Genomic DNA, 22,666 nt, shown 5'->3' with positions numbered 1-22,666 from the left:
GTGCGACGGCCCAACAGCTGGAGAGGCTGTCCCCGGTTGGGGCAGCCTCTCGACGTTCGGCGTGTGGTGACGTCAGGTGTCGGCCAGGCGGTTGGCGAGGTCGAGAGCGCCGATGGCCACGGACAGCGCGGCGTGGAGACCGACGACTTCCAGCAGCGTGGGGTGGACGATGGAGGTCCAGTCCCCGTGCAGGTTCGGCCACGTCGCGAGAAGCACCTCGGATGAGGCCAGACCGAGATGCGCGTTGACGTTCATTGCGCCGTGATGCGCGGGCTCCCACCGCAGAAGGACGGACCCGGGCCGAAGGGGAGCGGCGTCCTGTGCGGACAGCCAGGACGCCGCTATCGGCGTGGTGACCATGGGAGGCACCGTGCGAATGGCGGCTCCACGGACGCCAACAGGCATCGGACGCTGGACCAGATCTCCGAGGACCAACGGCAGGCGCGACACAGTGGCCGCACCCGCCGCACGTGACGAACGAGACTGGAGGCTCACACGTTTGCCCAGTTGAGCTGCGTGCGGACCGCCGAGGGCAACACCTCGTGCTGGCCGTCCTCGGCAATGTAGACGGCGCCTCCCGTGGCAGTGATCTCGACGAGTTGGCCCACACGGTGGGCGTAAGGCCAGTCCGGGTTGATCGCGAGGAACACGGGGAGGTCGGGATCGACGGTCTGGAGACGATGGATGAGCTGGCGGACGGTCAACTGGTATGACACGCAACCCTCCTGGGACAGCGGTGCGGATCGTGGTGTGCGGATGGGGCAGCTCGGCACGTTGAAGGGCAGGGCTTGCGTGGAGCGCCGGGGCCGTCCGACGAGCGGTGTGGCGGTAGGGAGAGTCACGGAATACATCCCTTCGTTGACCTGCGGGTTTTCCGTGCCGTCGTACATTGGCATGGCCTGGCACGTGGTCTCCAGTCCGTTGCGGCAGTGTGCGTCTGCCGTGGGCGAACTGGCCCCGAGCGGCGAGCGGATGCTGTCACTGCATGGGGGAATGAATCGGTCGTCCCGGAGGCTGTAGCAGCATCCGGGACGACCGAGATCAGGAGTATGAAGGGCATGTCGAACGAGGGCCTGGACACCTACGCGGAAACCGTGGACGACGCGGTCGCAGCGTCCTTGGGGCGAGCTCGTATGGCGGATGGCCGAAGGATCGAAATGGGCGTGGAGGACCTCGCTCGGGCCGTGGGCCCTGATCACGCCACGTCTGCCACAGGAGATCCTGTAGCCGACGCAGACTGATGCCCTGGCATACGAGACGAAACAGGTCCGGAGCCGGCACGGGTGTTGCCCCACCTGGCGGCCATAGCACCAGCGGCGGGCTGGGTGCGTGGGCGGGTCAGCGGGCGCGGCGACTCTCTGCTGATGAGAGGTGAGTAGAGGCACGACCGCTGGCTTCGGCGATCGCGGTGGAGCGAGGGCTTCCCTGTCGCTGGGGTGACCGTGAGACGGCTGCGATGGAGCGGTGGCTGGACGCCTGCCGTTGGTCGGAGACGAGGCGCTCGGCGGCCCAGCCGATGACGCGGAACTGAGCAGAGAGCGGACACCCGTCGACCGTCGCGATCACACGCGGCATGGTGGGGGAGAACAGGGACGGGGAGCGATCTCCGGCGGCATTGGCGACGAGTCGTATGGCATCAGTCTCGCTCAACTGGGCCCAAGAGGCGTCGAGTTGTGCGGATTCGCAGGCAATCTCTCCTCCTCCGGTGACAGCCTGGGAGAAGGGCATCCTCATGTCCTCCATGACGGACGGGAGCTCGTCGAGAAGTGCGAGCACCGCGCTGCGAAGGCGGGCGGCGAGTTCGGCGTCGACTGCCCCGGGCCACGCCGCGTAGGTGGGCGGGTTGGCTTGGCCGGTCACGGTGGGGGTGGAGGAGACGTTCATGAGCCCGTCTCCTCGGAGCGCCCCGTGTGGGCTGGAATGAGATGGATCTGGGGCACGGCAACCTCCCAGTGAGAGTGGGGGTGTTGTCATCGCTGGCGGCGCGGTCGGCCGTAGGCGGTTGGCGAGGGTGGAGGGCTGGGCACCGTTGTTTCGCCGGTATGGGCGTGCTCGGCGTGGGGGCTTCGGGCGGTGGCGGCCTGGGCTCGCGCGGTGGAGTCCGGCGGCTTGCGCGTATGCACGTCGATCAGGGTGTGGTGTCGTTCGGGTACGTCGCCGGCGCGGCGGGGCACTGGGTCGGGATGAGCGATCGCGGTGGCAGCGGCGGTGCGGAGGTGTTGAGGGGTGTAGGTGCTGAAGTAGGCGCGCCAGGCGGGTACATGGATGGGATCCGCGCCGGCGGAGAGCCGCCACATGGACTTCTCCGGGGTGAGCAGTTCGGTGTGTTCGTGGAGCCATCGGTCGCGTGTGCGCCAGGCCGCGAGGCCATCCGGTGCGAGCGCCACGGCGGGGCGGCTGCCTCGGACGTGTTCCCAGCCGTGTTGGCGTAGGACATCCTCCGGGCTGGCCTCGGTGTGCTGGAGGCCCCCGCTGAGGTGGTCCCGGAAGTGGTTGGGCAGACCGGGAACGAGCGTCTCGGTGAAGGCACCGACCACTTCGTGGGGGGTGTTGCGGTCGAAGGTGGTGATCCAGTCCGGTACGCCGAGCGGGTCCTCGGCGTACGTGACGGTCCACCCGCCGTAGCGGCTCTCCAGGGCATTGGCGATGCGGACGCGCTGGCAGGGGCTCGTGTAGTAGGTGTCCGTGCCGAAGGCGATGATCTTCGTCCAACCATCAGCGCTGTCAAGGATGTTGAACACGACGTCCCTCGTGCCGGGGCCTGCGAGATGGATCGGCGTGACGAGGACCTCAGCGTCGGGTGAGAGGTCGCCGAGGGGAGGGGTGGGCATCAGCGGGCCCGTACCGCGTGGACTGCGGGTGCGGGGGATGGCGGGGCTGCGGAGGTGCGCACGGCAGCGGTTCCGGTGTGAGACGGCGGAGTCGAACGTGGCCTCGCGGGGGAGGGCACGGGCACCGGGGTTCGGATACGGGCTGCGCTGGCTCGCGCCCGATCGCGCTGGTCGCGTGTGGCGCGTTGGAGAGCGGCGGTGACGGCGGTGCGGCGGACGTCGAGCGGCGTGGGGGCGTGTGAGGCCGTCGCAGTGTCCTGCTCGACGGGGGTGAGGCGGACGAGGCCCTCCACCAGGTCGTGGATCTGCCAGCGTTCGCGTATGACCGGAGCGGGGTCGGCCATCGCTGCTGCTGTGGCGGCGATCAGGTGGCTCGGGGTCCGGGTGGTGAAGAGGGCCTCCGCCCTGGTGCCCCAGCCGAAAGGCCCACCCCACAGGGTCACCGCTATCTGGCTCGGAGTCCGGGTGTGCAGGTTGATCAGGGCTCCGGCTTGCCGGTCCGGTGCGATGACTTGGGGCTTGAGGTCTGTGCCCGGCTCCCGCGTCCAGCCAGCGGTGAGCAGCGGTTCGATGGAATCGGACCAGTGCGGGGACGGACGTGCGAGGAACCGGTCGTTGCCGTCGGTCCAGTCGCGGACGAGGGCGCCCGTCAGGCCGGCGGCGATCTCGGTGGGCGTGTTCTGGTTGAAGACCGCCGTCCACTGGGGTGCGGACGTGGCGTCCTGGGCGGCGGTGATCTTCAGGACGTCGTAGTCATCGCCGAACCAGCCGATGCGGATCCGGTGGTCGGGTGAGGTGACGAGCAGCTGGCAGGGGCCGTCGTCGATGTGGTGGTGCGGCCAGTCGGCGACCGGAGCGAACGCCGGGTCCTCAATGCCGCCGCCCAATCCGGCGAGATAGCGAGGGGTCACGTAGTACTCGCGCCACTTCTCTGCGGTCATGTCGAACGTCACGGCAGGTCCTTGGAGGAGTCGGAGGCGTCAGCGCACGTGGCGGGAACGCTGCGGGGTGGTGTGTGTGGTGGATGCGGAAGGAGGCGCTGCTGTGGCCGTGTGTGATCCGCTTCGAGGAGAGCGGGCCCTGGTTGCCTGGGCCCGGCGTGCCTGCGCGGATGCCTCGGGAGCGGTGGCCTGCCGTTCGCGCTCCAGACGTAGGGCCGCGGCGTTGTACGCGGCGTGGTCCTGCCGCTCGCCCACCGCCAACAGGTAGATCTCTCGCCTGTGTTGGGAGGAGGCGGGTGCGTCCCGATACTGGATGACCAGGCGCCAGCGGGTTTCCGGATCTACGTACACCTTGTGGCAGCCCGCCAGTTCGCGCGTCAGGGCGGCGCCGCGCTCGTTGCCGTGGACCAGGTGCTGCAGCTCCACCAGCGCCAGATCGCGGATGTTCTCCGGGATGGAGCGCAGGTCGGCGAGGGCCTCAGGGTGGGCCGCGAACGCGTACCGGGCCCGGCTCACGGAGTGCCCCGTCGGGGGTGCCTCGCAGTGGGCGCTGGTGATCGTGGCGGTGCCACAGGGGCCGGGGGTGCGGCGAGGCCGGGGGCCTTGAGCGTCGAGCGGGCTCGGGCGGCTTGTGCCCGGCGCTCGGCATCGCTGGGCGGGGCGGGGGCGAGAGGTAGCGGCGAACTGCGCTCCATGGCCCAGTCGTCCGCCGCCTCGGCGGTCGCGAAGGCGCCCTCACGCAGGGTGTAGGAACGCAGGTCCTTGGCGGTCTCTTCGAGGAAGAGACGGTACGGGGCGCTGGCGGAATCAGGGTGGCTGTCGTGGACGAAGGCACGCACCTCGACCCCGACGTCAAGGGAGGCCGGGTTGTCGGTGTAGTGGTCGATGACCGTGTACCGGCCGTCGCGGTTGGCCCTGAGCTGGTCCTCCAGGCGCGTGGTCAACGCGTCGGCGGGCCGGGGCCCGTTGGGGTCAGTCAGCTCAATGGCTTCTGGCGGGCAGCCTTCGTGAATGAGCCAGTTCTGGGCCAGTGCGGCGACAGGGTGGCGTGCGTAGTCGAAGGTGAACGTCCGCTGCGCGATGTCGCGTGTGATGTGGAAGGCGACGTACTCCGCGGTGCCGGGGAGGTCCCAGATTGCGCTGGCGTCGTAGCAGACCAGGTAGCTGTGGCGTCCGTCGGTGCTGTGGTGGTCGGCGAGCGGCACGAACATGGTGTCGGAGGAGGTGACCAAGTAGAAGTCGTCCTCGATCCGCTCGTTGGCGGGCTCGTAGCCGTCGATCCGGTAGTGGGGCGTGGGCAGTTCGTCGGCGTCGGTCATGTCAGGCTCCGGTGGGCCCGGGCGAGGCCAGGAGCCGGTGATGGGGGCGGGCAGGACTGGTGGTGCACGCGCCGAACGGGCCGTCAGGCGCGCGCAGTTGGAGCCAGGTGGGGTCGAGGTGATCGCGGTGCCACGTCGAGGGGCCGGTGAGGCCGGCCTCGACGTCGGTGAGCTGCTGCCAGGCGAGCCAGAGCGCGTGGAGCCGGGCGACGGCTTCGGGGTGCTCCTGCCACTTCTGGCACCAGGGGCGGCCGGTGGTGATCTCCCGTCCGTAGACCGGCAGGAGCAGAGCGTGCACCCAGCGGGTCAGGGCAGCGAGTTCCTCGGTGTACGCGGGTCCGTCCAGCGCGAGGATGAAGATGGAGGACGGGCCCGCCTCGGCCGGGGCCATGTCCGCAGCTGGTGGTGTTTCGCCGCTGCTCGGCTCGGGGCTCGGCTGGTCGTTGGGGTGTGGCGCAGGTTGTTCGTCGGCAAGCCGGGCGAGTGTTTCGCCCTGCTTGCGGCTCTGCGTGACGAGCTGGTTGACGGTGGAGACGAGGTCGTCCAGGTCGTGATCCGGTATGCGTACCGGTTCGCTGTCGTGTGCGGGGTCAGGCATGGTTACCCCTCGCGTGATCTGGTGGTGGGGGTGTCGAGGTTCCGGAGAAGTCCGGGTTTGGCCCGGCCGGAAAGGTGGTGTAGAAGGCGCGGCTCAGCGCGGTGCGCGGTGCGGGCAGGCGGTGATCGGCGGCGCCAGGATCTGCAGGGCGCGCGCGGCCTGTTGCGGCACAACTCCGTTGCCGAGAGCGGTCAGTTGGGAGGGGCGGCCGAGGTCGGGTGTGCCGGTCACCCAGCCGTGGTCGAGGCCCTGCATCCACTCCACGAACAGTGGGCTGAGGCGGCCCGCGTCATCGGTCGGCCTTGGTGCCGGGCGCGTGAGGGTCTCCCATCGGGCGATGGCGGCGGCATACGGTCCCCACAGCGAGCCTCCGTGTTCGGCGCTGGGGCCGAGTCGGTGAACAGGGGGAGAGCAGTCCCTGACCGGGCTGTCCGCGGGGCCGAACCCGGGCGGCGCTCCGGCGTGCGCGTGGCGCCCGCCTGCGGCAGCAACCGCGCCGCCGCCGAGGGAAGCGTCAAGTCCCCGTTGCCATGGCGCTGATTGGGCGATCCCTTGGTTCCGTCGGTCGCCTTGGGAGTGGGCAGGAGCCACTCGACCTCGTCCGCCAAGTTCGGCCCGTGCCCGCCCTGCTTGCGCTTCTCCGGGTGCTGGCTCCCACCGATCTTGGCGAGGTTGCTGGTCGGGGTCTTGAGCAGCGGTGGTCCGCCGGGAAGGCCAGGCGACGACGAAGGTGCGGGCACGATGGTGTGGGGCTCCGACATCAGCGGCGCGAAGCACGCACCAGCGCGCATCGAGCCCGAGGTCGGCCAGGGATCCAAGAACGGCACCGAGTGCTCGCAGAGGAGGCTGATCTGCGTGGTCTCCCACACACCACGGACAGAGTTCCACGTCGCCAGGGGAAGAGGCGGGCGAGGTGAGCAGGCCCCGGACATTCTCGATCACCACCAGGCACGGGTTGAGGGCTTCGATGGCGCGAGCGACGTGGTGCCACAGGCCGGACCGGGTGCCATCAGCCAGTCCGGCCCGACGGCCGGCGACCGAGACGTCTTTGACAAGGGAAGCCCGCCGTGAGGACGCAGACTCCGGGAACATCGGCCCAGTTGACGGCCGAGATGTCGCCGAGGTTGGGCACGGTGGGCCAGTGCCGGGACAGGATCCGGGACGCGCCGGGATCGATCTCGGCGTGCCAGGCGAGTGTGCCGCCAAGGGCGGACTGGACGCCCAGGTCAAGTCCGCCGTACCCGGAACACAGACTGCCGATCGAGAGGCCCGGCGCCGTACCGCTCAGGTCAGTGGGCATGGCGGGGTGCCGGGGTGTAGGCGAGGCGGCCGGGTGTCTGTGCGGGCGTGGCCGGTTCCTCGGGGAGGCGGTAGATGGAATTGCGTGGTCGGGCCGAGCGGCTGAGGGCGGCGAGAATGCGAGGAGGGGTGCCGTCGATCAGGTCGGCCGAGCCGCGCAGCGAGTCGGTGGTCTCCCGCAGTTCCTTAACGACGTGGTCGAGCCGGTCTTGGACGACGCGGGATGCAGCCTGGCGGGCGTCGTTCAGATCCGGTGAGTCGGGGGCATTCGTGTAGCGGCGCAGGAACCCGAGCTGTTCGAACGCTTCGGTGTACGCGCTCATGGCGCGGCCCGCCGGGACGGAAGCAGTGGCGTAGCCGTAGATGACCCGGCCGAGGTCGATCCCGGGGTCGGTGTCGACGGTACGAGTGAGCACCTCGATGGACAGATCCTTGACCAAGCCCGTCAGCGTGGCCAGGTGCGTGCAGGAGGTGACCAGGTCAGGCAGGGAGTCGGGCGTGTAGGAGAGGGTGATCTCGCCGCGGAGCTTCTCGAACTCCCGGGCCACCGCGTACAGCTCGTGCTGTTCGAGGCTGGCGCGGCCGGTGTGATCGGTCATGTCGGACTCCGGTGGGTGGGACGGCCGGGACGCGCGGCTGGTGAGGTGGCGGTTGGAGTCGAGGAGGACGCGGTGACAGCGTCGTACTGACGACTGCGGGAGCGGGCCGCGTCACTGCGGCCCGCAGGCGGCGTGGTGCCTGGGCTGCGTGCGGAGTGGGGTGGCTCGGGTTCGGCGCCCGAGGCGATACGCCAGCGGCGATGGACCTCATCCAGGGGGCCAAGGGCGTGCAGGGCGTAGCCGATCAACTGCCCGGGGGCCAGGGATTCCTCGTCGGCGAGGGCCCGCACGTGCCGGGCGGAAGCGGCCGCAGTACACACGAGGGAGGCGCGGAGGACCTGTTCGCCGAAGTGCTCGGCCGCGCCGTCGACGGCCAAGGGGTCACAGATCCGCAGGACGCGTTCGGCGTTGAGCGTTCCGTCGCACAGGGCGCCGCGGCGCTGCGTCTCCCACAGCACGGTGAGCTGGTCGATGGGCTCGCCCCGGTGGTGCAGGGCCCCCAGCGAGTGGTAGAGCTGCTGGTGCCCGGGATCGGCGAAGTCGTCCGGGCGCAGCCAGCCGACGATGTCGCGCAGCTGATGGGGCCGGGCGCTGAGGCTGCCGAGCAGGAACTCCTCGTCGGCGAGGAGGAGTTCGTCCACCGGCTGGTGAGGCTCCGGTGCCACCGCCGGGGGTGACGGTGGCTGCATCGCACGAGGCTCGGTGCCCCAGCGGCGGGCGAGATCGGCCAGGACCTCGGACAGGATCTGGGCATGGTGGATGGACTCCTGTACACCGCGATGGAGCGCGTCGGTGCGAGCGGCCTGGTGCAGCCGGGTGGCGTGCCGGGAAACGCTACGGTGGATGGCGCCCTCCAGGACCATCCGCCCGTAGACCGGGGCATGCATGGCGTTTGGGCACGCGGACACGAGCTGGTGGGGCAGGGGAGCCGTGAGCCCCCGGGTGTCCTTGCTCGCTTCGGTGAGGGTGTCGGTCAGCCACGCCAGCGGCACGGGCCCGCCGGATGGCGCCTTGAGAGCGGGGTGGCCCTCGGTGCGGAGTTTGAGCATCGCTGCGTACAGGGCTGCGTGCACCGGACGCGAGAAGTGTTCGGGTCGCAGCCACGGCGCGAGCCGGTCGAGCTGGCTGGGAGCGCTGAACACCGCCCCCAGTACCGCCTGTTCGGCCTTGACGAGCGGAGTCACAGCCGGGCCTTGCGGACCGTCTTGCGTTCGGCCCGCAGCTCAGCGACGGCACGGTCGGCGGCGGCCATGTCGGCGGCGAATCGGTTCAGTTCACCGGTGACGGCGGGGTCCGACGCGAGCAGAGCGCCGCTTGGGCTCACGAGCCACCAGTGGGCGCCGCGCCGCACGGCAGGAGTGCCGGCGAGTCGTTCCGAGCGGCGGGCGGAAGCCCAGGACGGGATGGGGTGGTACATGGGAAACACCTCGCGAGGAAGGGGGAAGGCGAGTGCCGGTGCGGGCGGCGGCCCGGGGACGTGAAGTCGGGCGAGACCGGGCGAGGGGGTCTGCTTGGCGGGCGATACGGCGGCAGCGGGTTCATGCGGCCGAGCCGAAGTCGTCGCGGTGCAGGGTCTTGGCCAGAGCGCGCTCGGTGATGGCCGCAGTCGCCTTGGCGGAGGCGGCGCCGAGCCGGTCCGCGTCCGGCTCGCGGTACCAGGGCTTGAGGTCGAGGAGCGCGGGGCGCACGCCAGTGGCCAGGAGCAGCGCGGAGCCCTTGGGAAGGGCCCGGATCGCGTCGGCCGGAAGGAGGCGCTCCTGGCGCAGGGAGACGGACGTCGACTTGCCCGACTCGCTGGTGGACACCGACACCGTGCGCACGTCGTGATCGCCGACGAGGCGGGAGAGCTTGTCGGCGAAGTCGGCGTCGTCGACGCCGGAGCCGACCAGCTTGATGGTGGCCGCGGACCACAGGGCGTCCATCCCGGCCTCGCCCCACACCCGTACGCCCTGGCGGTAGGACTGCAGGATGGTGAGCGGGATGACGCCCCGGGAGCCGAGGTGGGAGTAGAGATCCGGCAGGTCCGCGATCTTGCAGACGTTCGCGGCCTCGTCCAGGATCGCCAGCATCGGGGCGTCCAGGCGCCCGCCGTCCCGCTCGGCCTGGATGACGGCCGCGCGCATCACGGCGTCGGCGGCGGCCGCGATGATCGCCGAGGCGGAGCCACCGCCGTCCTTCGACAGCAGGAACAGGGTGTCCTTGCTGGTCGCGAACGCCTCCGGCTTGAACTCCCGCATCTTTCCCAGGCGCTTCGGCGGGGTGACCCAGGCTGCGATGGCCGGGTCGAGCAGGCAGCTCGCGTACTGCCGGGCGGTCTCGAAGATGCCGTCGCGGGTCTCCACGGCTCCGGCCACGGTGCCCTGGAGCTGGGCGGCGACCGCGTCAAGGCCGGCGTCCTGGAGCACGTCGATGGGGGTGCGGTCGGCGGGGGAGGCGAGCCAGGCGAGCACGTCGGTGATCGGACGGCCGTCGCGGGCGGCGGCCAGGAACAGCGCGGTGAGGGTGTTGGCGGCGGCGGTGGACCAGAAGTCGCCCGCGCTGGACTCATCCACGGAGGCGGTCACGAAGTGTCCGGCCAGACGCCGCGCTCCGGCGAGATCGCGGGCGTCGGCGAGGATGTCCCACCACATCGTCTGCGGAGCGTGTGCGATCTGCTGAGGGTCCAGCGTCCACACCGTGCCGACCTCGGCGCGGGCGTCGAGCGTCGCCGTGTACGCGTCGCGAGCCGCCTTGTTGGAGGTCAGCAGCACCGGGCCGGGGGCGCGCAGAATCGCGGGGATGGCGAGGCCGGAGGTCTTGCCGGACCGGGGCGCCATGATCGCGAGGAGCACGTCCTCCCAGGAGGAACGGACCTCGCTGTTGCCGGGGTTCAGAGTGCCGAGCAGGACACCGCGGTCGTCCGGGGCGATGTCCCTGGACTTGGTGCCCATCAGGCTGGGGCGCAGGTCGATCGCCTTGGCCGCGCTCTTCCGTGGCAGGAGATCGGTGAGGTCCCGCTGGTTGGCGAACCCTTTGGGGTTGCCGCGAAGGCGCAGCCAGAGCTTGACGCCGAGGACGGTGGCGGCCGCCAGGGCGAGGGCGGGCAGGACGTAGCAGCCGATGAGGACGGCGGGCCGGGGCAGATGAGGCCACACCTGTGCCGGGTGGAGCAGCGCTTCGGTCGGCTGGTAGGCGGCCCACGGATCGCTGCCGACGACGGCGTTGGTGAGGTTGCCGAACAGCCAGGCCAGAGATCCTCCGACCATGCCGAGTCCCGCGAGGGCGATCAGGAGGTAGAGGAGGAAGTCGGCGCCGGTGGTGGTCGAGGGCGTGGTGTGGCGTGGAGATGACAAGACGGGGTCCCGGGGTGTGCGACATCAACTGGGGGAGTGAGGCCGGGAGTTGTTCTGGTGATCACGTGGGGACTCCTTGGCTGAGAGGGTGGTGAGGCGGTGTAGTGGCCGATCAGCGGGAGCGGCCGGGCCGAGGTGGCGGCGTCGGTGGGGCAGCCGTCGGTGGGGGAGGCGTGGGCGGTGTCGACTTCGTGTGCCGGGCCCTGGTGGCAGTGAGGTAGTCCGCGACCTGCTCCTGCCAGGCGGGGGCGTGGGCGGGTGTGGGCGTGGGGCCGAGCGCGCGCAGCTCGCCGCTGACCTCGCGCAGGTCCTCGCCGATGTCCGAGAGCGCCGCGGCGGCGTCTTCGAAGCGATAGGCCAGAGCCCAACCTGACTCCGTGGCAGCCGAGTCAGCTTGCTCGGCGGCGCTCTCGAAGAAGTCGGCCAGGCGCACGAGGACACCGTCGTCGGGGTCGAGAACGTGCTCGGCTGCCGTGGCGGCGACTTCGTACGTGTCGGCTCCGTTGAGCTGATCGATGAGCGCGAGGATCTGGTGGCCGTAGACGCGTGTGCCGCGAGGGTCGGAGGGCGTGGTGATCGGGCCGACACGCAGGCTGGGGTCGAGATCGACGTGGTAACCGACGGCGGTCAGCATGCGGGCCGCGTGGCTGGCCATCTCGTTCTCGTTCTTCTCGCCCATGTCCCAGGGCAGGCGATACCAAAAGCCGTTGGGCACTGTCTCGATCACGAAACCCGCCCGCTTGAGGAGCGTGAGCGCCAGCTGATCGCCGCCTTCGGCCATGACGTTGCCAGAAGGCTTACGGGTGATGACGACATCGGGAGTGATGGGCATGAGACCTCCGAAAAGGATCTAAAAGTGGGGGTTCTCGGTGGGCCGGTCGCTCTCGGACGCGGCTTCGAGGAGTTCGGGGAGATCGGCAGGGTCGGCATCACGCTGGTCGATCCACCACCCGGCACGGGTCAGAGGGCGTCCGGCATTCTCGATGGCCTCCCACGCCGCCTCGCTCGTGGTGCCTTCAACGACCAGGGCGGTGTAGGCGGCGGAGACGAGCTGGTGGCGGCAGCGGATTCCCCAGGCGACCGCGCGGTCGGTGCCCTCCAGCGCGGGCATCCGGTACTGCTGCGACCACGCCTCGGCTTCCGCCTGCTCAGCGGCCCGCTGTGCCGCCAGCCACTCGGTCTTCGACTCGCCGTCGTCCTGGCGGGAGGCCCGCCAGCAGTCGGTGCAGTCGCGCTCGGCGAGCCAGCGGGCGTACCCGGCACGCCGGTCGGCCGGTCGGTCGGAGAGGTCGGCCTCGGTGGTGTGACCGCAGGCGTGGTCGATGGTCCAGAGCTTCTTGACGGCCATGAGCCGGACTCCTTCAGCGATCGGTCAGGGGGAGGTCAGCGCTTGCGGTGTGAACTGGGCTGGTGGGGCGGGTGGTTGGCCGCTGTTTCGGGTGGCGAAGTCGTGCCGGCGGGACGCTGCGGCGAGGGCTCGGTGGCGGCGCGAGCACGGGCCGTCTGCGCGACGGGGAGGAACTGGTGCCGTGCCGGGAGCGGCATCTCGGCCAGTGGCGGGGCGCCCTGCGGCGTCACCTCCGGCATCACGGCCAGGTCGAGCTGGGCGTCGGTGAGCTGGTCGCCGAGGAAGGCCAAGTGGTGCGCGATGGTCCGCAGATGCAGACCGAGGTCACGGCCCCCTGGCGTGCCGAGCCGCTCGCACCAGGCGGCAGCCGTGTCGATGAACTCCTCCAGGTCGCCGACCACCCCGTGGTGCTCGTCGAGGATCTGCTCCAGGACGTCGGCGACATCGGCAGCGCGGCGCAGCTGGTGCAGTTCCCCGGTCAGGGCGGTCAAGGACTGTCCGGGAGCGGTCTGCCGGGCCGGGACGCCGTCGGGCGTGGGGATGGGCGGCGGCAGCATGATCCGCGGATCGGCCGCGACCGAGAGGCCGGCGTTCTGGAAGATCCGGGTGGCGGGGGCCACCGTGCGCACCGCCGTGTTGTGCGGGGTGTCGAGTGCCAGCAGGTAGACATCGAGGTACTTGCTGTAACGGAAGTGGTGTTGGCGCAGGACTTCGTCGAGGAACGGCCGGTCGTCCGCCACAGCGGCAGTTACGCCGAAGTCGGGATGGGCGCCGAAGGCGACGTCGGGCTCAAGGTGAAGATTCATCGCAAGGCTCTTTGGACGTGCGTGGTTCAGCGGGTGCGCACCGCCTGCCGCGAAGCCGCGGCAGGCAGGCGGTCGTTGATGTCGCTGCCGGGGCGCAGAGGTGGGGAAGCCCTTGCACGTGCAGGAGAGATCGAGGCGGCGGCCTGGGCGCGGTGCTGGGCGGTCGCCGGAGTCGGGTCCGGACGCCCGTTGCCGCGGACGTAGGAGAAGGCGTCGAAGGCGAGGTCAGTGGTGGCCAGCCGGGCCTCGACGTACCGGAGACGGCCCTCGCCGTGGAGGAGTACGCCTTCCCGGGTGTGCATGTCGGTGCCGACCGCGCGCAACGTGCCCTCGGGATCCCGTACTTGGTCGTGGACGACGATCCGGGCGGCCTGGATGTCGGCGTCGAGCGCGCGGGCGGCGGCAAACGCCCCACGCTCAAGAGCGGAGGGTTCGGGTACCAGTGTGCCCTTGAGGTGATCGGAACAGCTTGGGCCGCTGGTCTGCCCGGTGGGCGACGGGAGGTCATACGCGGCGTCGGACGTCACGCTGTACCGCGCGGCGCGCAGGGAGTGAACTGCCCGCTGCGCACGATGAATGGGATCGCGGCGGGGCTCCGTCAGGGCGTACAGATCGCTGTCAGGCAGGCGCTCGAAGCCGACTTGCCGCAGCATGTGTTCGGCGGCGGGGCTTTCGTGCGACGCCGCTGCCACTATGCCGTAGTCGTTGTGGCGTCCGATGGTGATGTGTGGACGTATCTCCGCCACGAGACATGCACCTCGCAGAAGTTGGGGTGGTTCGGAGGGGCGAGCGTGTGGCCGGAACCCGGATTTGGTGCGGCCGGAAAGCTGTGCTAGTCAGCGCGAGCGCGGTGGCCGGGCGGAGTTGAAGGGCCGCATCGGCGGCGAGCCGAGAACCGTTTCCTCGATCGCCGCGTTGATCACGCGCAGGGCATACGGTGACCAGGCACGGGCAGCCTCGGTCCGCGCTGACGGGCCCTGGACTCGACCAGCCGGACGACTTGATGGAGTGGGCAGTTCCTTCTCGGCATGCGCCATTTCGACCAGGACGCTGGCGTTGTCCATCCAAGTGAGGGAGTAGTGCCACCCTTCGGCATTGCGCAGGGCGATCGCGTTGGCGTACGTCTCGGCGCTGCGAGGGTGGTCGGGCAGGATCGCCTGTACGGCCTCCTGGTGGAGGGACTCGACTTCCGCACCGCCCCTCAGCGCTTCGCGGAGTGTGTGGAGCCGGGAGGGCCAGCGTCCGGCCGCACGATCAGCGGCAGTGAAGAGGGGAAGCGTCTGCTCAGCGTGGTCGACCAGCGCCGGGCCGTGATCGAGGAAGGGAGCGAACTGGGCCCACATGTCGGCGTCCCGCTGCTGCTGACGCAGGCCATAGCGATCATCGAGCGGCCAGCCCTCGGCGTCGCAAAGGCTGTCCGAGACGGCGTCCCAGTCGGCCAGGACCCGCTCTCCGGTCCGCACGGCTCCAGCAAGTCGGTCGATGAGGACGTCGCGGAGGACCTGTTCGTACCGGGGTAGGAGCCGGCGTTCGACCCGGGACGCCGCACGTACCGGATCGCCACTGACGGCGATGCCGTCGGGCGCCAGGCCGAGCGCGGCGAAACCGCTGCCGCGGGGCTCCAGCGCGGCGACGAGGAACTCGCGTGTGCGCTGGGGCCGGTCGATGACGACCAGGTGAGTATGGGAGTCACTGGTGAGCACGGCGTGCCTGTTGACTGCGAACTCGTCGAAGACACACCCCACAGTGCCGCGACTCCAGACCCGCTCGGCAACCTGGAACTGATCGGCGTGGGAGGTGTGTTCGTTTACAGCGGCAGCCCAGGTGCCGGGCAGCCGATCCGCAAGCTCCCCGGCGAACACGGCAAGGCCCGTCCGCTCAGCCATGGAGGGCTCCAGCCTCACGGGCCCGCTCTGGAGCGCGGGAACCGTCAGGGGGAGTGAACTCGCGAGGGTTGGCGTGCATGCGGGCGTCGGTGTCGAACAGCTCGCGTTCGCGGGGGTGAAGGAGGTGTTGTGTGATGAAGCTGCGGCCTGCGACCTTCCACAGCCCGCGTCCCTTGGTGAGGGCGGCGACCGCCTGGGTCTCGACGCCGGTCAGGCCCAACAGGGCGGCAGCGGAGCTGAGTTGGTCTGCTTCTTGCCGGTAGATGATGCGGGTCGAGCAGTCGGTGAGCAGGCCCTCGGCCAGGGCACGTCCGCGGGATCCGGCGTCGCCGGCGGTGAGCAGGTCGCTGAGCCGGTGGATGACCATGAGGTTGGCGATGCCGAGCCCTCGGCTGAGCTTCCACTGGCTCTGCATGCGTTCGAGGAGGGCGACGTGCCGCATGACGCGCCATGCTTCGTCGTAGATCACCCAGCGCCGTCCCCCGGTGGGGTCGGCGAGGGCGGACTCCATCCAGGCTGAGGCGCAGGTCATGGCGAGGACGAGTGCGGTGTCGTCGCCTGAACCGCCCAGGCGGGACAGGTCGATGGAGAGCATCGGCGCGTTCGGGTCGAAGGCGACGGTGCTGGGCGCATCGAACATCCCGGCCAGGTCACCGTGTACGAGCCGCCGCAGGGCGTGAGCCAGGTCCTCGGCGGCCTGGCCGAGCCGTCCGGACAGCTCGCCGAGGGCTGTGTCGAGTCGTTCGGGCGAGCCCAGGACGCGGCCCACATCACCCAGCAGCGGTGTGGTGCTGGCCGCTTGGGCGTGCGCGACGACCTGGTCGAGTGCCACGTCGAGCGCGGTGTGTTCCATGGGGTGCAGGTCGCGTCGCAGCACTGTCTTGGCCAGCGAGCCCAGCAGGAGCAGGCGTCGCTTGCGGACCTCGCTTGTCCAGTCCTCCTCGCTGGTTCCGTGGGGCTTGGCGGGGGCGTCGAGGGGGTTGAGGCGGCCGGGCAGTCCGGGGCCGAGGGCGATGGTGTGCCCGCCCAACTCCTGGGCGACAACAGTCCACTCGCCCTTGGGGTCGCAGGGGACGTAGATGCGGTAGCCGAAGGCGACGGCGCGCAGGGCAAGGGACTTGGCCAGGGCGGACTTGCCCATGCCGATGATCCCGGCGAGCAGGATGTTGGGGTTGGTGAACCCGTCGAGCTTGCCGTACAGGGCGAACGGGTCGTAGGTGAAGGCGGCCTCGGCGTGGACGTCGCGCCCGATGTAGATGCCCTGCGCCCCGAGGCCGCCCTCGGCGAGGAAGGGGTACGCCCCCGAGGCGGTGGCGGTCGTCATGCGGTGGGCGGGGAGCTTGAGCTTTCCGCCGCGTGCGGAGGCCGGGCCGGGGCGGCCGGTAGCGGGGAAGGTGGCACGCAGTTCGGGATCGGTGCCGGGCGCGGTGGGGCGGGTGTTGGGGCGTGTGGCGTGGCGGGCCTTGTCGCGTGCGGTGGCGAACTGGTCGCGGGCGGCGCGGGCCGTACGACGGTCGCTCTTGCGAGGGACGAACAGCGGGCTGGCGCTGGCGCGGGCGCGGGAGGACATGGTGATGGTGCTCCTGGCGGTCAGTGGCGGGTGAGGCCGGTGAACGGGTCGCGGAGATCGGCCGGTGTGTGGTCACGGCGGACGTGCGTGGCGGTGGCCAGGTGGCGCTGGCACACGGTGAGCTCGGGTGCTCCCTCGGGCGTGCGGGCCCGGCATGCCTCCCGCTCGGGGAGGCGGCCGGTGCCCGGATGCGGAGCCGCGTGGAAGGCGGCGTGGAGGTGCTCGGCTGCCTGCCACAGCCGGATCCGGCAAGCCCGCAGATGGTCGCCCTCGGCGGCGGCGACCGGGGTGGTCCGGGCGGCGTGGGTATCGAGCAGCCCGTACAGGGCGACGAGGTGGGCGTGCAGGGAGTCCAGCTCGGTGCGGCTGGCGGCGACCGGCGCGAGGGGGATGTTGATCGCGCGGTGGAAGTCGAGCGCCGCGGTGGCGAACGGGATGAAGTCCGCCGCCAGTTCGGGCAGGGGCTCGGTCGGCATGCTGTGCCCTTCGGTAGAGCGCGGGGTGGTAGAGCGGGTGCGCTACGGGCGGGCGAGGGGCAGGGCGGCGCTGGTGAAGGCTTCGGCCTGCTGCCAGGTGAGCAGGCGCAGATCGACGAGGGCGGCGACGGCGGCCGTCTCGATGGCCGCGCAGGCGGCGTTCAGCTGCTCGTCGGTGTCAGCCGAGACGGTCAGCAGCCCGGTGAGCGCGACATCGGCGTGCCCGGCGATCAGCTGGCGCTCGCGCTGCTTGATGTCGGCGTACTCCACGGAGTCCTCTTCGGAGTCGACCTGGCCCTTGCGCTGTCGCTCGGCGGCGTCCGCGATCACGGTGGCCTTGCGGCGCTGTACGTCCTTGAGGGCCGCGTCCAGACCCTTGGGCGCGTATGTCAACGAGAGCGTGCGGCGTACCCCGGAGGTGAACAGCAGCTGGTGCAGGAAGCCGGGGCTGGTCTCGATGCGCGGCCAGTTCTCGATCCAGAAGGTGGCGTGGTGGGCCGAGTCGGTCTGGATGCGGTCGGCCTTCTCGACCAGGACCACGGGGCCCGCGGACGACGCCTCGGCCTGCGGCCGGCCAGACGCCGACCATTGGTCAAGGGCGGCGGACGACTTGGGGTCGTAGGCGGTACGGATGACGGCGGCGATCTGACGCGCTGCCAGCCAAGGACTCGGTGCGAGGCCGGAGTTGCGGGCGGCCTGGTCGAAGGTGGAGGTGAGCTGGGCCAGGACTGTGAACGCGCCGGTCAGTCCGCCCCCGGCCTGGTTGATCAGGCGGCGGGCCGCCTTGAGGTCGAGGGCGAGCGCGACGTACGCCTCGTGCGGGGCTGCGGCCGGACCTGCGGCGGCCAGCAGATCGGCGTAGATGGGTCCGGCCAGGTGGGTCTCGGCGTTGCCGTGCTCGTGCCAGTAGCGGTTGAGCGCGTCTCCGGAGTCGGGGACGGTCCGCTCCAGGACCTGGATCCGGGCGATGTGCTCGGTGCGCGCCAAGGCGGCGAGGGTGCGCCCCCAGCCGGTCACGTTGCCGGTCTGGGTGGCCGGGTCGAGCAGGGCGAAGGCACGCGAGGAGACCTTCACGACGGCGGTCAGCGTGCCGTTGTGCGGATCGTGCACGGCTCCGAGACGGCCGTCGGGGGAGGTAACCACGCGCAACGAGGCGGCGGTGCCCGGCAGATGGAGCAGGCCCTCGTGCTGCGGCCGGGTGGAGGGGTGGGTGAGCCAGATCAGCTGGCCGCGCAGACGGCGCAGCGCGTACCGGGTGGCGATGGGCGACCAATCGGCGAGCGAGCGCCCGTGATGGCGGACGAAGACCGCCGCCAGGATGACGGCCCACAGGGGGATCAGCTTGAGCGCCCCGGTGACGCCGGAGGTCAGGAGCACGGCGAGCAGGAGCAGGCCGGTGACGGTGACCGCGATGAGCTGAGGGGCCGAGAGGCCGAGCAGCACACCCCGTCGTGAGCGGTGCGGGAACTTGATCGTGGCCGGGCCGTCGGGATGAGACGTGTCGTTGAGCATGGGGGAGCCGTCCTTGGAACGTGGAGAAGAAGGAGAGGGGGACGGGGGCGGGCCGGGCCGCTGGGCCAGCCCACCCCTGTCAGCTGGGGGCTACGAACTCGAATCACCTGGGGGCTCGGGATAGACCCACAGCGGTGGCGTGCTCCCGCCCTGTGGGGAGGGGCCGTTACCCGAAGGCGGTGCGCTGCGGCGTGCCGCCGGCGTATCCAGTCGCGTCACCTGCGGCGGCGCAACATGCGCGCCCTCGGGCGTCGGCCCGGAGGACACAGGCGCCGAGTCGGCCTCCGCCTCACCGCCCTGACCGGGACGCTGGATCAACGCCTGACCCCGGTCACCGTCCGTGGGAGGGCGGCGGATGAGCGACTGCCCCTTGTCCCCGGTGGCGTTGGGGTCCTCGCCGAAGCGGAAGTGCGTCGGCTTCGGCTCGCCTCCGGAGCCCCCGCTCGGATCGATCCCCGAGGCGACCCCGTCCGCGCCCTGTCCGGGAACCTTGGCTGGCCCCTGAGGCGCGGGCACGCCGGTCGCCGCCTGCATCCCGAGCTTGCCCGCGGTCTTCGCGGCCCCGGCGGCGACCGCGAGCCCTGCGACACCCGAGCGATGGAGATCGTCCTGGCCGCCGCTGTCGGACGCCCAGTGCACGAACTTGTACGTCACATACGGGCACAGCAGCACGAGCACCATTACGACGATGCCCGCCATCGCGTCCGACAGGGTGCCCAGGCCGTCCTTGGCGTCGGACTTGCCGAGCGCCGAGATGCCCAGGAGGAACACGATCGTCATCAGCAGCTTGCTGACGATCAGCGTGCCGGTGGCTTCGATCCAGCCGCGCCGCCAGCGCCTGGCCACCTCCCAGCCGCCTCCGGCACCCGCGAACACCGCGAGCGTGACCAGGACCAGGATGCCGACCTTGCGGGCGACCATCACCGCCCAGAACAAGAACGAGCCGACCGCGCAGGTCAGGGCGACGAAGGCGGCAACCGCCCAGCCCATCCCGTACATGGAGCCCAGCGAACTCACCTTGACCATGCGGCGGACCGCATCTGACAGCGAGCTGCCCGCCGCCTTGAACAACCCCGCACTGAGCGCGTCGACCACGGTGAGCGCGACGGTGGTGCAGGCGATAGCGGCGAACGCGAAGATGATCCCGGCCACCGTGCCGGTCATGGCCTGTGCGAGGGCGCGCTCATCACGGCGCCAGGCGGCGCGGGCCAGCTGCAGACAGAATGTGCCGACGGTCAGGACGAGCCCGATCGGTAGCAGCAGTTCGTAGTTGTCGCGGAACCACCCGGCGTTGAGATCGATAGCGGTGGTCTTGTCGACGGCCTTGGAGGCGAGGTCAGCCGCGGACTGGGCCATCTCACCCATCGACTTGGCGATCCACGCGCCGATGCCGTCGGTGACCGCCTCACCGGTCTCGCTGACGACACCGCCGACGGCGTCGCACACCGTGTTCATCAGTGGCAGGTCACAGGCACCCATCAGGACACCTCCCTCTCTGCGGAGTTACGGGCGCTCACGGCGCGACCTGCGGAAGGACACCGACCAGGGCGCAGTCGTGATGAGGGCGGCACTGCACGGCGAGGGTCGTGGAGCGGGACTCGGCACCAGCCCCCGAGCCCTTCCAGGCGATGGCCTGCTTTCCGGTGACCGTGACGGCGTAGACGTACGCCTCGGTGATCGCACCGGGGTCCTTGGCCAGCGCCGTCTTGAACGCCTGCGGGAAGTGACCCTCGCCGACCTTGGCGCGGGCGTGCTGACGGTTGTCGTTCATCCGCGACCACAGCACCGGGTTCGGCACCTGCTGCTTCACCGACGTGAAGTCCGAGTACTTCTCCTCGCCGGTCATCCAGCGCTTGAGCCCCGACAGGTGCTCGGCCTGCGAGAAGGTACGGGTGTCGTAGGTCCACAACACCTTCGTGGCCGCCTTGGCGAACGCGATCGGATCGCTGGTTTTCGGCGGCGCTGCCACCGCCACACCTCGGGCCGGAGCCGACGGCGGAGAGGGCGAAGCCGGTGTGGAGGCGGACGGCTCGGCATCCCTGGCAGGGGTGGGCGTCGGACTCTCCTCACGCGTCAGGTACGCGAGGAGACCGGCGAGAGCCGTCAGCACGGCCAGGACGGTGCCGGCGATGAGTAGGCGCCGGGCCACGGCGGGCGGTGCTTCGAGTGGGCGCCGATTGGCGGACGAGGAACGCTTCTTCAGCATCAGTGAACCTGCGTCCCCATCGCGCTGAAGAACGCCACGATGCCGTTCGCGGCGCCCAGCAGCAGGGCACATCCGGCGGCAACCACCGTGCCCTTCTTGCCGTTCGCCTCGGCCTGGTGGCCGCCGCTGTGGTGGCCCCAGGCCCAGACGAGGGCACTGACGGCCAGGGCCCCGACCACGGCGATGATCCCGAACAGGTTGATCGACGAGATCACGTTCTTCAGCACGTCGAGGCCGGGAAGGCCGCCCTCCTTCGGTGTGACACCGGGGTTGTACGCCAGGTACTGGGCGTGTTGCATGAGCTTCATGTGGAACTCCAGTTCGGATACGGGCATGCGAGAACCCGTGAGGGCGGAGCGGAGGATGAAGAGGGGGAGGAGGGGCCGGTCAGACGACTCGGCGGGCGGCGAGAATGTCGGGCCGCCAGTCAGCGAGGGTCGAGATCTTGACCACGTCGCCGGTGCGGGGAGCCTGCAGAATCAGACCCCCGCCGATGAACACCCCGACGTGTTCCGGGACTTCGGCCGTACCGCGGGTGAACAGCAGATCACCGGGCTTGAGGGCATCGACGGCCACCGCCTTGCCCTCGTTGACCTGGGTGTAGGTGGTCCGGGTGATCGAGACGCCACCGGCTTTGTAGGACGCCTGCATCAACGAGGAGCAGTCGCACCGGCCCATCGGATCCTGCCCGCGCGGATCCGTGCACTCGCCACCCCACTGATACGGGGTGCCCAGTTGTCCCAGGCCCCAACGGATCGCCGTCCGCACCGACTTGGGAGCATCCGCCGGGATCTTGTACCCCTTGGGCACGGACCCGGCGGGGATCGGGCCGAACGCGGCCCCGTCCTCACCACCCGTCCCGCACCCCGCGGGTCCCCCGCCCTGCGCCTGGTCCTTGGCGCCGCCGTCCTTGTCCTGCTCTTTGCCGGAATCCGCGCCCTTGGAAAACGACTTGGCGACCGCCTTCTGTAGAGCCGTAGCCAGCGGCTCCCACTTGGCGTAGGCATCGGGGAAACCACTCTGCTGGACAGCTTGCGCGGCCTGCGTCACGGTCATCGACTGCCAGCCCGAAACCCTGAGCAGCCCCTGGTAGAACTTCTTCGAGGCATGCACAGGGTCGCGGACCTGCTCCGCCGATCCCCAGCCCTGGCTGGGCCGCTGCTGGAAGAGACCGAGTGAATCCCGGTCCCCGTAGTCGAGATTCCGCAGCCCCGACTCCTGTAGAGCCGTTGCCAACGCCATGACCTGCCCGCGCGCCGGCACCTTCATGGAGACACCTGTGGCCTGGATCTTCTGGGCATTGGGGATCTGTTCCTTGGGATCATCCAGCCCCGAAACCGACACCGACCCCTTGCCGCCACCCTTGAGGATCGACTTCACCTGCTTGGCGACGGCAGCGGAATCCACACCCGACGCACCATCGTCGACGCAGGCGGCCTCAGCGCCACCCGCACCCGCGAGCGCGACAGCAATCGGCGAGATCAATAGCACCGGGCTGAGCACCACGGCCCCGGCTATGCCCGCGAACGCCTTCACGGTCGAGAGCCGAACGTCACGTGCCGGGTAGGCGAGTTAGCCCCGGGGGAGAGACGTGTATGGGCATGCCGCATCTGCAGCTCCTTGCTCGTAGGCGGAACGGCACAGGCGTTCTCGTCGAAAAGGCCGCCAGTGCCGCACCAGTTATGAATGCGCACCCCGGAAGGCGGGGGCGTGAGGACCAGGGGCCGCAAGCCGCCAACTCGCGGCCCCTGGAAGACCCTTACTGAGAAGCGGCAGCCAGCCGCGCTCGTAATCTCTTGCGCCACATAGAGAATCCCTTCCGCTGCAGAGCGGGCTGTCGCTGATTGCGAAAGGCGCGTCCTGTCTGGGCGGGACAACACGCATCAGCGTGGCTCACCAGGTACCGGGACAGGCCCTGTCCTGCGAACATGGCGAGACTGTAG

At 70.2% G+C, this 22,666-nt stretch carries 26 protein-coding genes and 1 pseudogene; all 27 read right to left on the bottom strand.

What is annotated here, in order from left to right; all coding sequences use genetic code 11:
* Positions 1-72 precede the first annotated feature (72 nt).
* Entirely contained in the window at positions 73-360 is a 288-nt protein-coding gene (locus ACQB60_RS07340) for an esterase (RefSeq protein ID WP_496925005.1), read from the bottom strand.
* A 131-nt stretch (positions 361-491) separates the two neighbouring features.
* A complete protein-coding gene (locus ACQB60_RS07335; protein WP_496925004.1) occupies positions 492-890 on the bottom strand; it encodes a hypothetical protein in 399 nt (132 codons plus the stop codon).
* 448 nt (positions 891-1,338) lie between these two features.
* The gene (locus ACQB60_RS07330) at positions 1,339-1,884 is read right to left on the bottom strand and encodes a hypothetical protein (protein ID WP_496925003.1); all 546 of its coding nucleotides are present in this window, start codon (positions 1,882-1,884) and stop codon (positions 1,339-1,341) included.
* A gap of 86 nt (positions 1,885-1,970) precedes the next feature.
* Positions 1,971-2,831 carry an SPDY domain-containing protein gene (locus ACQB60_RS07325; protein WP_496925002.1) on the bottom strand — a complete coding sequence of 287 codons (861 nt, stop codon included), beginning with the start codon at positions 2,829-2,831 and terminating at the stop codon, positions 1,971-1,973.
* Positions 2,831-3,784: an SPDY domain-containing protein gene (locus ACQB60_RS07320; protein ID WP_496925001.1), complete on the bottom strand. Its 954-nt coding sequence runs from the start codon at positions 3,782-3,784 to the stop codon at positions 2,831-2,833. The genes ACQB60_RS07325 and ACQB60_RS07320 overlap by 1 nt, the downstream gene beginning before the upstream one ends.
* A 27-nt stretch (positions 3,785-3,811) precedes the next feature.
* Positions 3,812-4,288, bottom strand: a complete 477-nt coding sequence (locus ACQB60_RS07315) for a type II toxin-antitoxin system RelE family toxin (protein ID WP_496925000.1) — start codon at positions 4,286-4,288, stop codon at positions 3,812-3,814.
* A complete protein-coding gene (locus ACQB60_RS07310; protein ID WP_496924999.1) occupies positions 4,285-5,091 on the bottom strand; it encodes a hypothetical protein in 807 nt (268 codons plus the stop codon). Before ACQB60_RS07310 ends, ACQB60_RS07315 begins: the two co-directional genes overlap by 4 nt.
* Before the next feature lies 1 nt (position 5,092).
* The gene (locus tag ACQB60_RS07305) at positions 5,093-5,689 is read right to left on the bottom strand and encodes a DUF4913 domain-containing protein (protein ID WP_496924998.1); all 597 of its coding nucleotides are present in this window, start codon (positions 5,687-5,689) and stop codon (positions 5,093-5,095) included.
* A 93-nt stretch (positions 5,690-5,782) separates the two neighbouring features.
* Positions 5,783-5,953: a hypothetical protein gene (locus ACQB60_RS07300; protein WP_496925671.1), complete on the bottom strand. Its 171-nt coding sequence runs from the start codon at positions 5,951-5,953 to the stop codon at positions 5,783-5,785.
* 498 nt (positions 5,954-6,451) lie between these two features.
* Positions 6,452-6,781, bottom strand: a pseudogene (locus tag ACQB60_RS07295) (DNA cytosine methyltransferase); the annotation flags it as partial.
* Positions 6,699-6,989, bottom strand: a complete 291-nt coding sequence (locus ACQB60_RS07290) for a DNA cytosine methyltransferase (protein WP_496924997.1) — start codon at positions 6,987-6,989, stop codon at positions 6,699-6,701. The gene ACQB60_RS07290 and the pseudogene ACQB60_RS07295, both read right to left, overlap by 83 nt.
* A complete protein-coding gene (locus ACQB60_RS07285) occupies positions 6,979-7,587 on the bottom strand; it encodes a hypothetical protein (RefSeq protein WP_496924996.1) in 609 nt (202 codons plus the stop codon). Before ACQB60_RS07285 ends, ACQB60_RS07290 begins: the two co-directional genes overlap by 11 nt.
* Positions 7,584-8,771: a DnaB-like helicase N-terminal domain-containing protein gene (locus ACQB60_RS07280; protein ID WP_496924995.1), complete on the bottom strand. Its 1,188-nt coding sequence runs from the start codon at positions 8,769-8,771 to the stop codon at positions 7,584-7,586. The genes ACQB60_RS07285 and ACQB60_RS07280 overlap by 4 nt, the downstream gene beginning before the upstream one ends.
* Positions 8,768-9,004, bottom strand: a complete 237-nt coding sequence (locus tag ACQB60_RS07275) for a hypothetical protein (protein ID WP_496924994.1) — start codon at positions 9,002-9,004, stop codon at positions 8,768-8,770. Before ACQB60_RS07275 ends, ACQB60_RS07280 begins: the two co-directional genes overlap by 4 nt.
* Positions 9,005-9,125: 121 nt before the next feature.
* Positions 9,126-10,919, bottom strand: coding sequence for a type IV secretory system conjugative DNA transfer family protein (locus ACQB60_RS07270; protein ID WP_496924993.1), 1,794 nt, complete (start codon positions 10,917-10,919; stop codon positions 9,126-9,128).
* 112 nt (positions 10,920-11,031) lie between these two features.
* On the bottom strand, positions 11,032-11,751 hold the full coding sequence (locus tag ACQB60_RS07265) for a hypothetical protein (protein ID WP_496924992.1): 720 nt from the start codon (positions 11,749-11,751) through the stop codon (positions 11,032-11,034).
* Between the two features lie 18 nt (positions 11,752-11,769).
* Positions 11,770-12,267, bottom strand: a complete 498-nt coding sequence (locus ACQB60_RS07260; protein WP_496924991.1) for a hypothetical protein — start codon at positions 12,265-12,267, stop codon at positions 11,770-11,772.
* A 35-nt stretch (positions 12,268-12,302) separates the two neighbouring features.
* Positions 12,303-13,073, bottom strand: a complete 771-nt coding sequence (locus ACQB60_RS07255) for a hypothetical protein (protein WP_496924990.1) — start codon at positions 13,071-13,073, stop codon at positions 12,303-12,305.
* Positions 13,074-13,099: 26 nt separating this feature from the next.
* On the bottom strand, positions 13,100-13,819 hold the full coding sequence (locus ACQB60_RS07250; RefSeq protein ID WP_496924989.1) for a hypothetical protein: 720 nt from the start codon (positions 13,817-13,819) through the stop codon (positions 13,100-13,102).
* Positions 13,820-13,909: 90 nt separating this feature from the next.
* Positions 13,910-14,959, bottom strand: a complete 1,050-nt coding sequence (locus ACQB60_RS07245; protein WP_496924988.1) for a hypothetical protein — start codon at positions 14,957-14,959, stop codon at positions 13,910-13,912.
* Positions 14,952-16,529, bottom strand: a complete 1,578-nt coding sequence (locus tag ACQB60_RS07240) for a putative type IV secretion/conjugal transfer ATPase (RefSeq protein WP_496924987.1) — start codon at positions 16,527-16,529, stop codon at positions 14,952-14,954. The genes ACQB60_RS07245 and ACQB60_RS07240 overlap by 8 nt, the downstream gene beginning before the upstream one ends.
* Positions 16,530-16,549: 20 nt before the next feature.
* On the bottom strand, positions 16,550-17,005 hold the full coding sequence (locus tag ACQB60_RS07235) for a DUF6238 family protein (RefSeq protein WP_496924986.1): 456 nt from the start codon (positions 17,003-17,005) through the stop codon (positions 16,550-16,552).
* 42 nt (positions 17,006-17,047) lie between these two features.
* Positions 17,048-18,517 carry an SCO6880 family protein gene (locus ACQB60_RS07230; protein WP_496924985.1) on the bottom strand — a complete coding sequence of 490 codons (1,470 nt, stop codon included), beginning with the start codon at positions 18,515-18,517 and terminating at the stop codon, positions 17,048-17,050.
* 90 nt (positions 18,518-18,607) lie between these two features.
* Complete coding sequence (locus tag ACQB60_RS07225) at positions 18,608-19,996, bottom strand: SCO6881 family protein (protein WP_496924984.1); 1,389 nt, start codon at positions 19,994-19,996, stop codon at positions 18,608-18,610.
* Between the two features lie 34 nt (positions 19,997-20,030).
* Positions 20,031-20,723 (bottom strand): hypothetical protein, encoded by a 693-nt coding sequence (locus ACQB60_RS07220; RefSeq protein WP_496924983.1) that lies wholly within the window; start codon positions 20,721-20,723, stop codon positions 20,031-20,033.
* On the bottom strand, positions 20,723-21,031 hold the full coding sequence (locus ACQB60_RS07215; RefSeq protein WP_496925629.1) for a DUF6112 family protein: 309 nt from the start codon (positions 21,029-21,031) through the stop codon (positions 20,723-20,725). The genes ACQB60_RS07220 and ACQB60_RS07215 overlap by 1 nt, the downstream gene beginning before the upstream one ends.
* Before the next feature lie 79 nt (positions 21,032-21,110).
* Positions 21,111-22,259 carry a C40 family peptidase gene (locus tag ACQB60_RS07210; protein ID WP_496924982.1) on the bottom strand — a complete coding sequence of 383 codons (1,149 nt, stop codon included), beginning with the start codon at positions 22,257-22,259 and terminating at the stop codon, positions 21,111-21,113.
* Positions 22,260-22,666: the final 407 nt, after the last annotated feature.

This window comes from Streptomyces odontotermitis, from assembly GCF_050510915.1.
In the GTDB taxonomy this organism is placed as follows: Bacteria; Actinomycetota; Actinomycetes; order Streptomycetales; family Streptomycetaceae; genus Streptomyces.
This window is presented reverse-complemented; position numbering and strand designations above follow the sequence as displayed.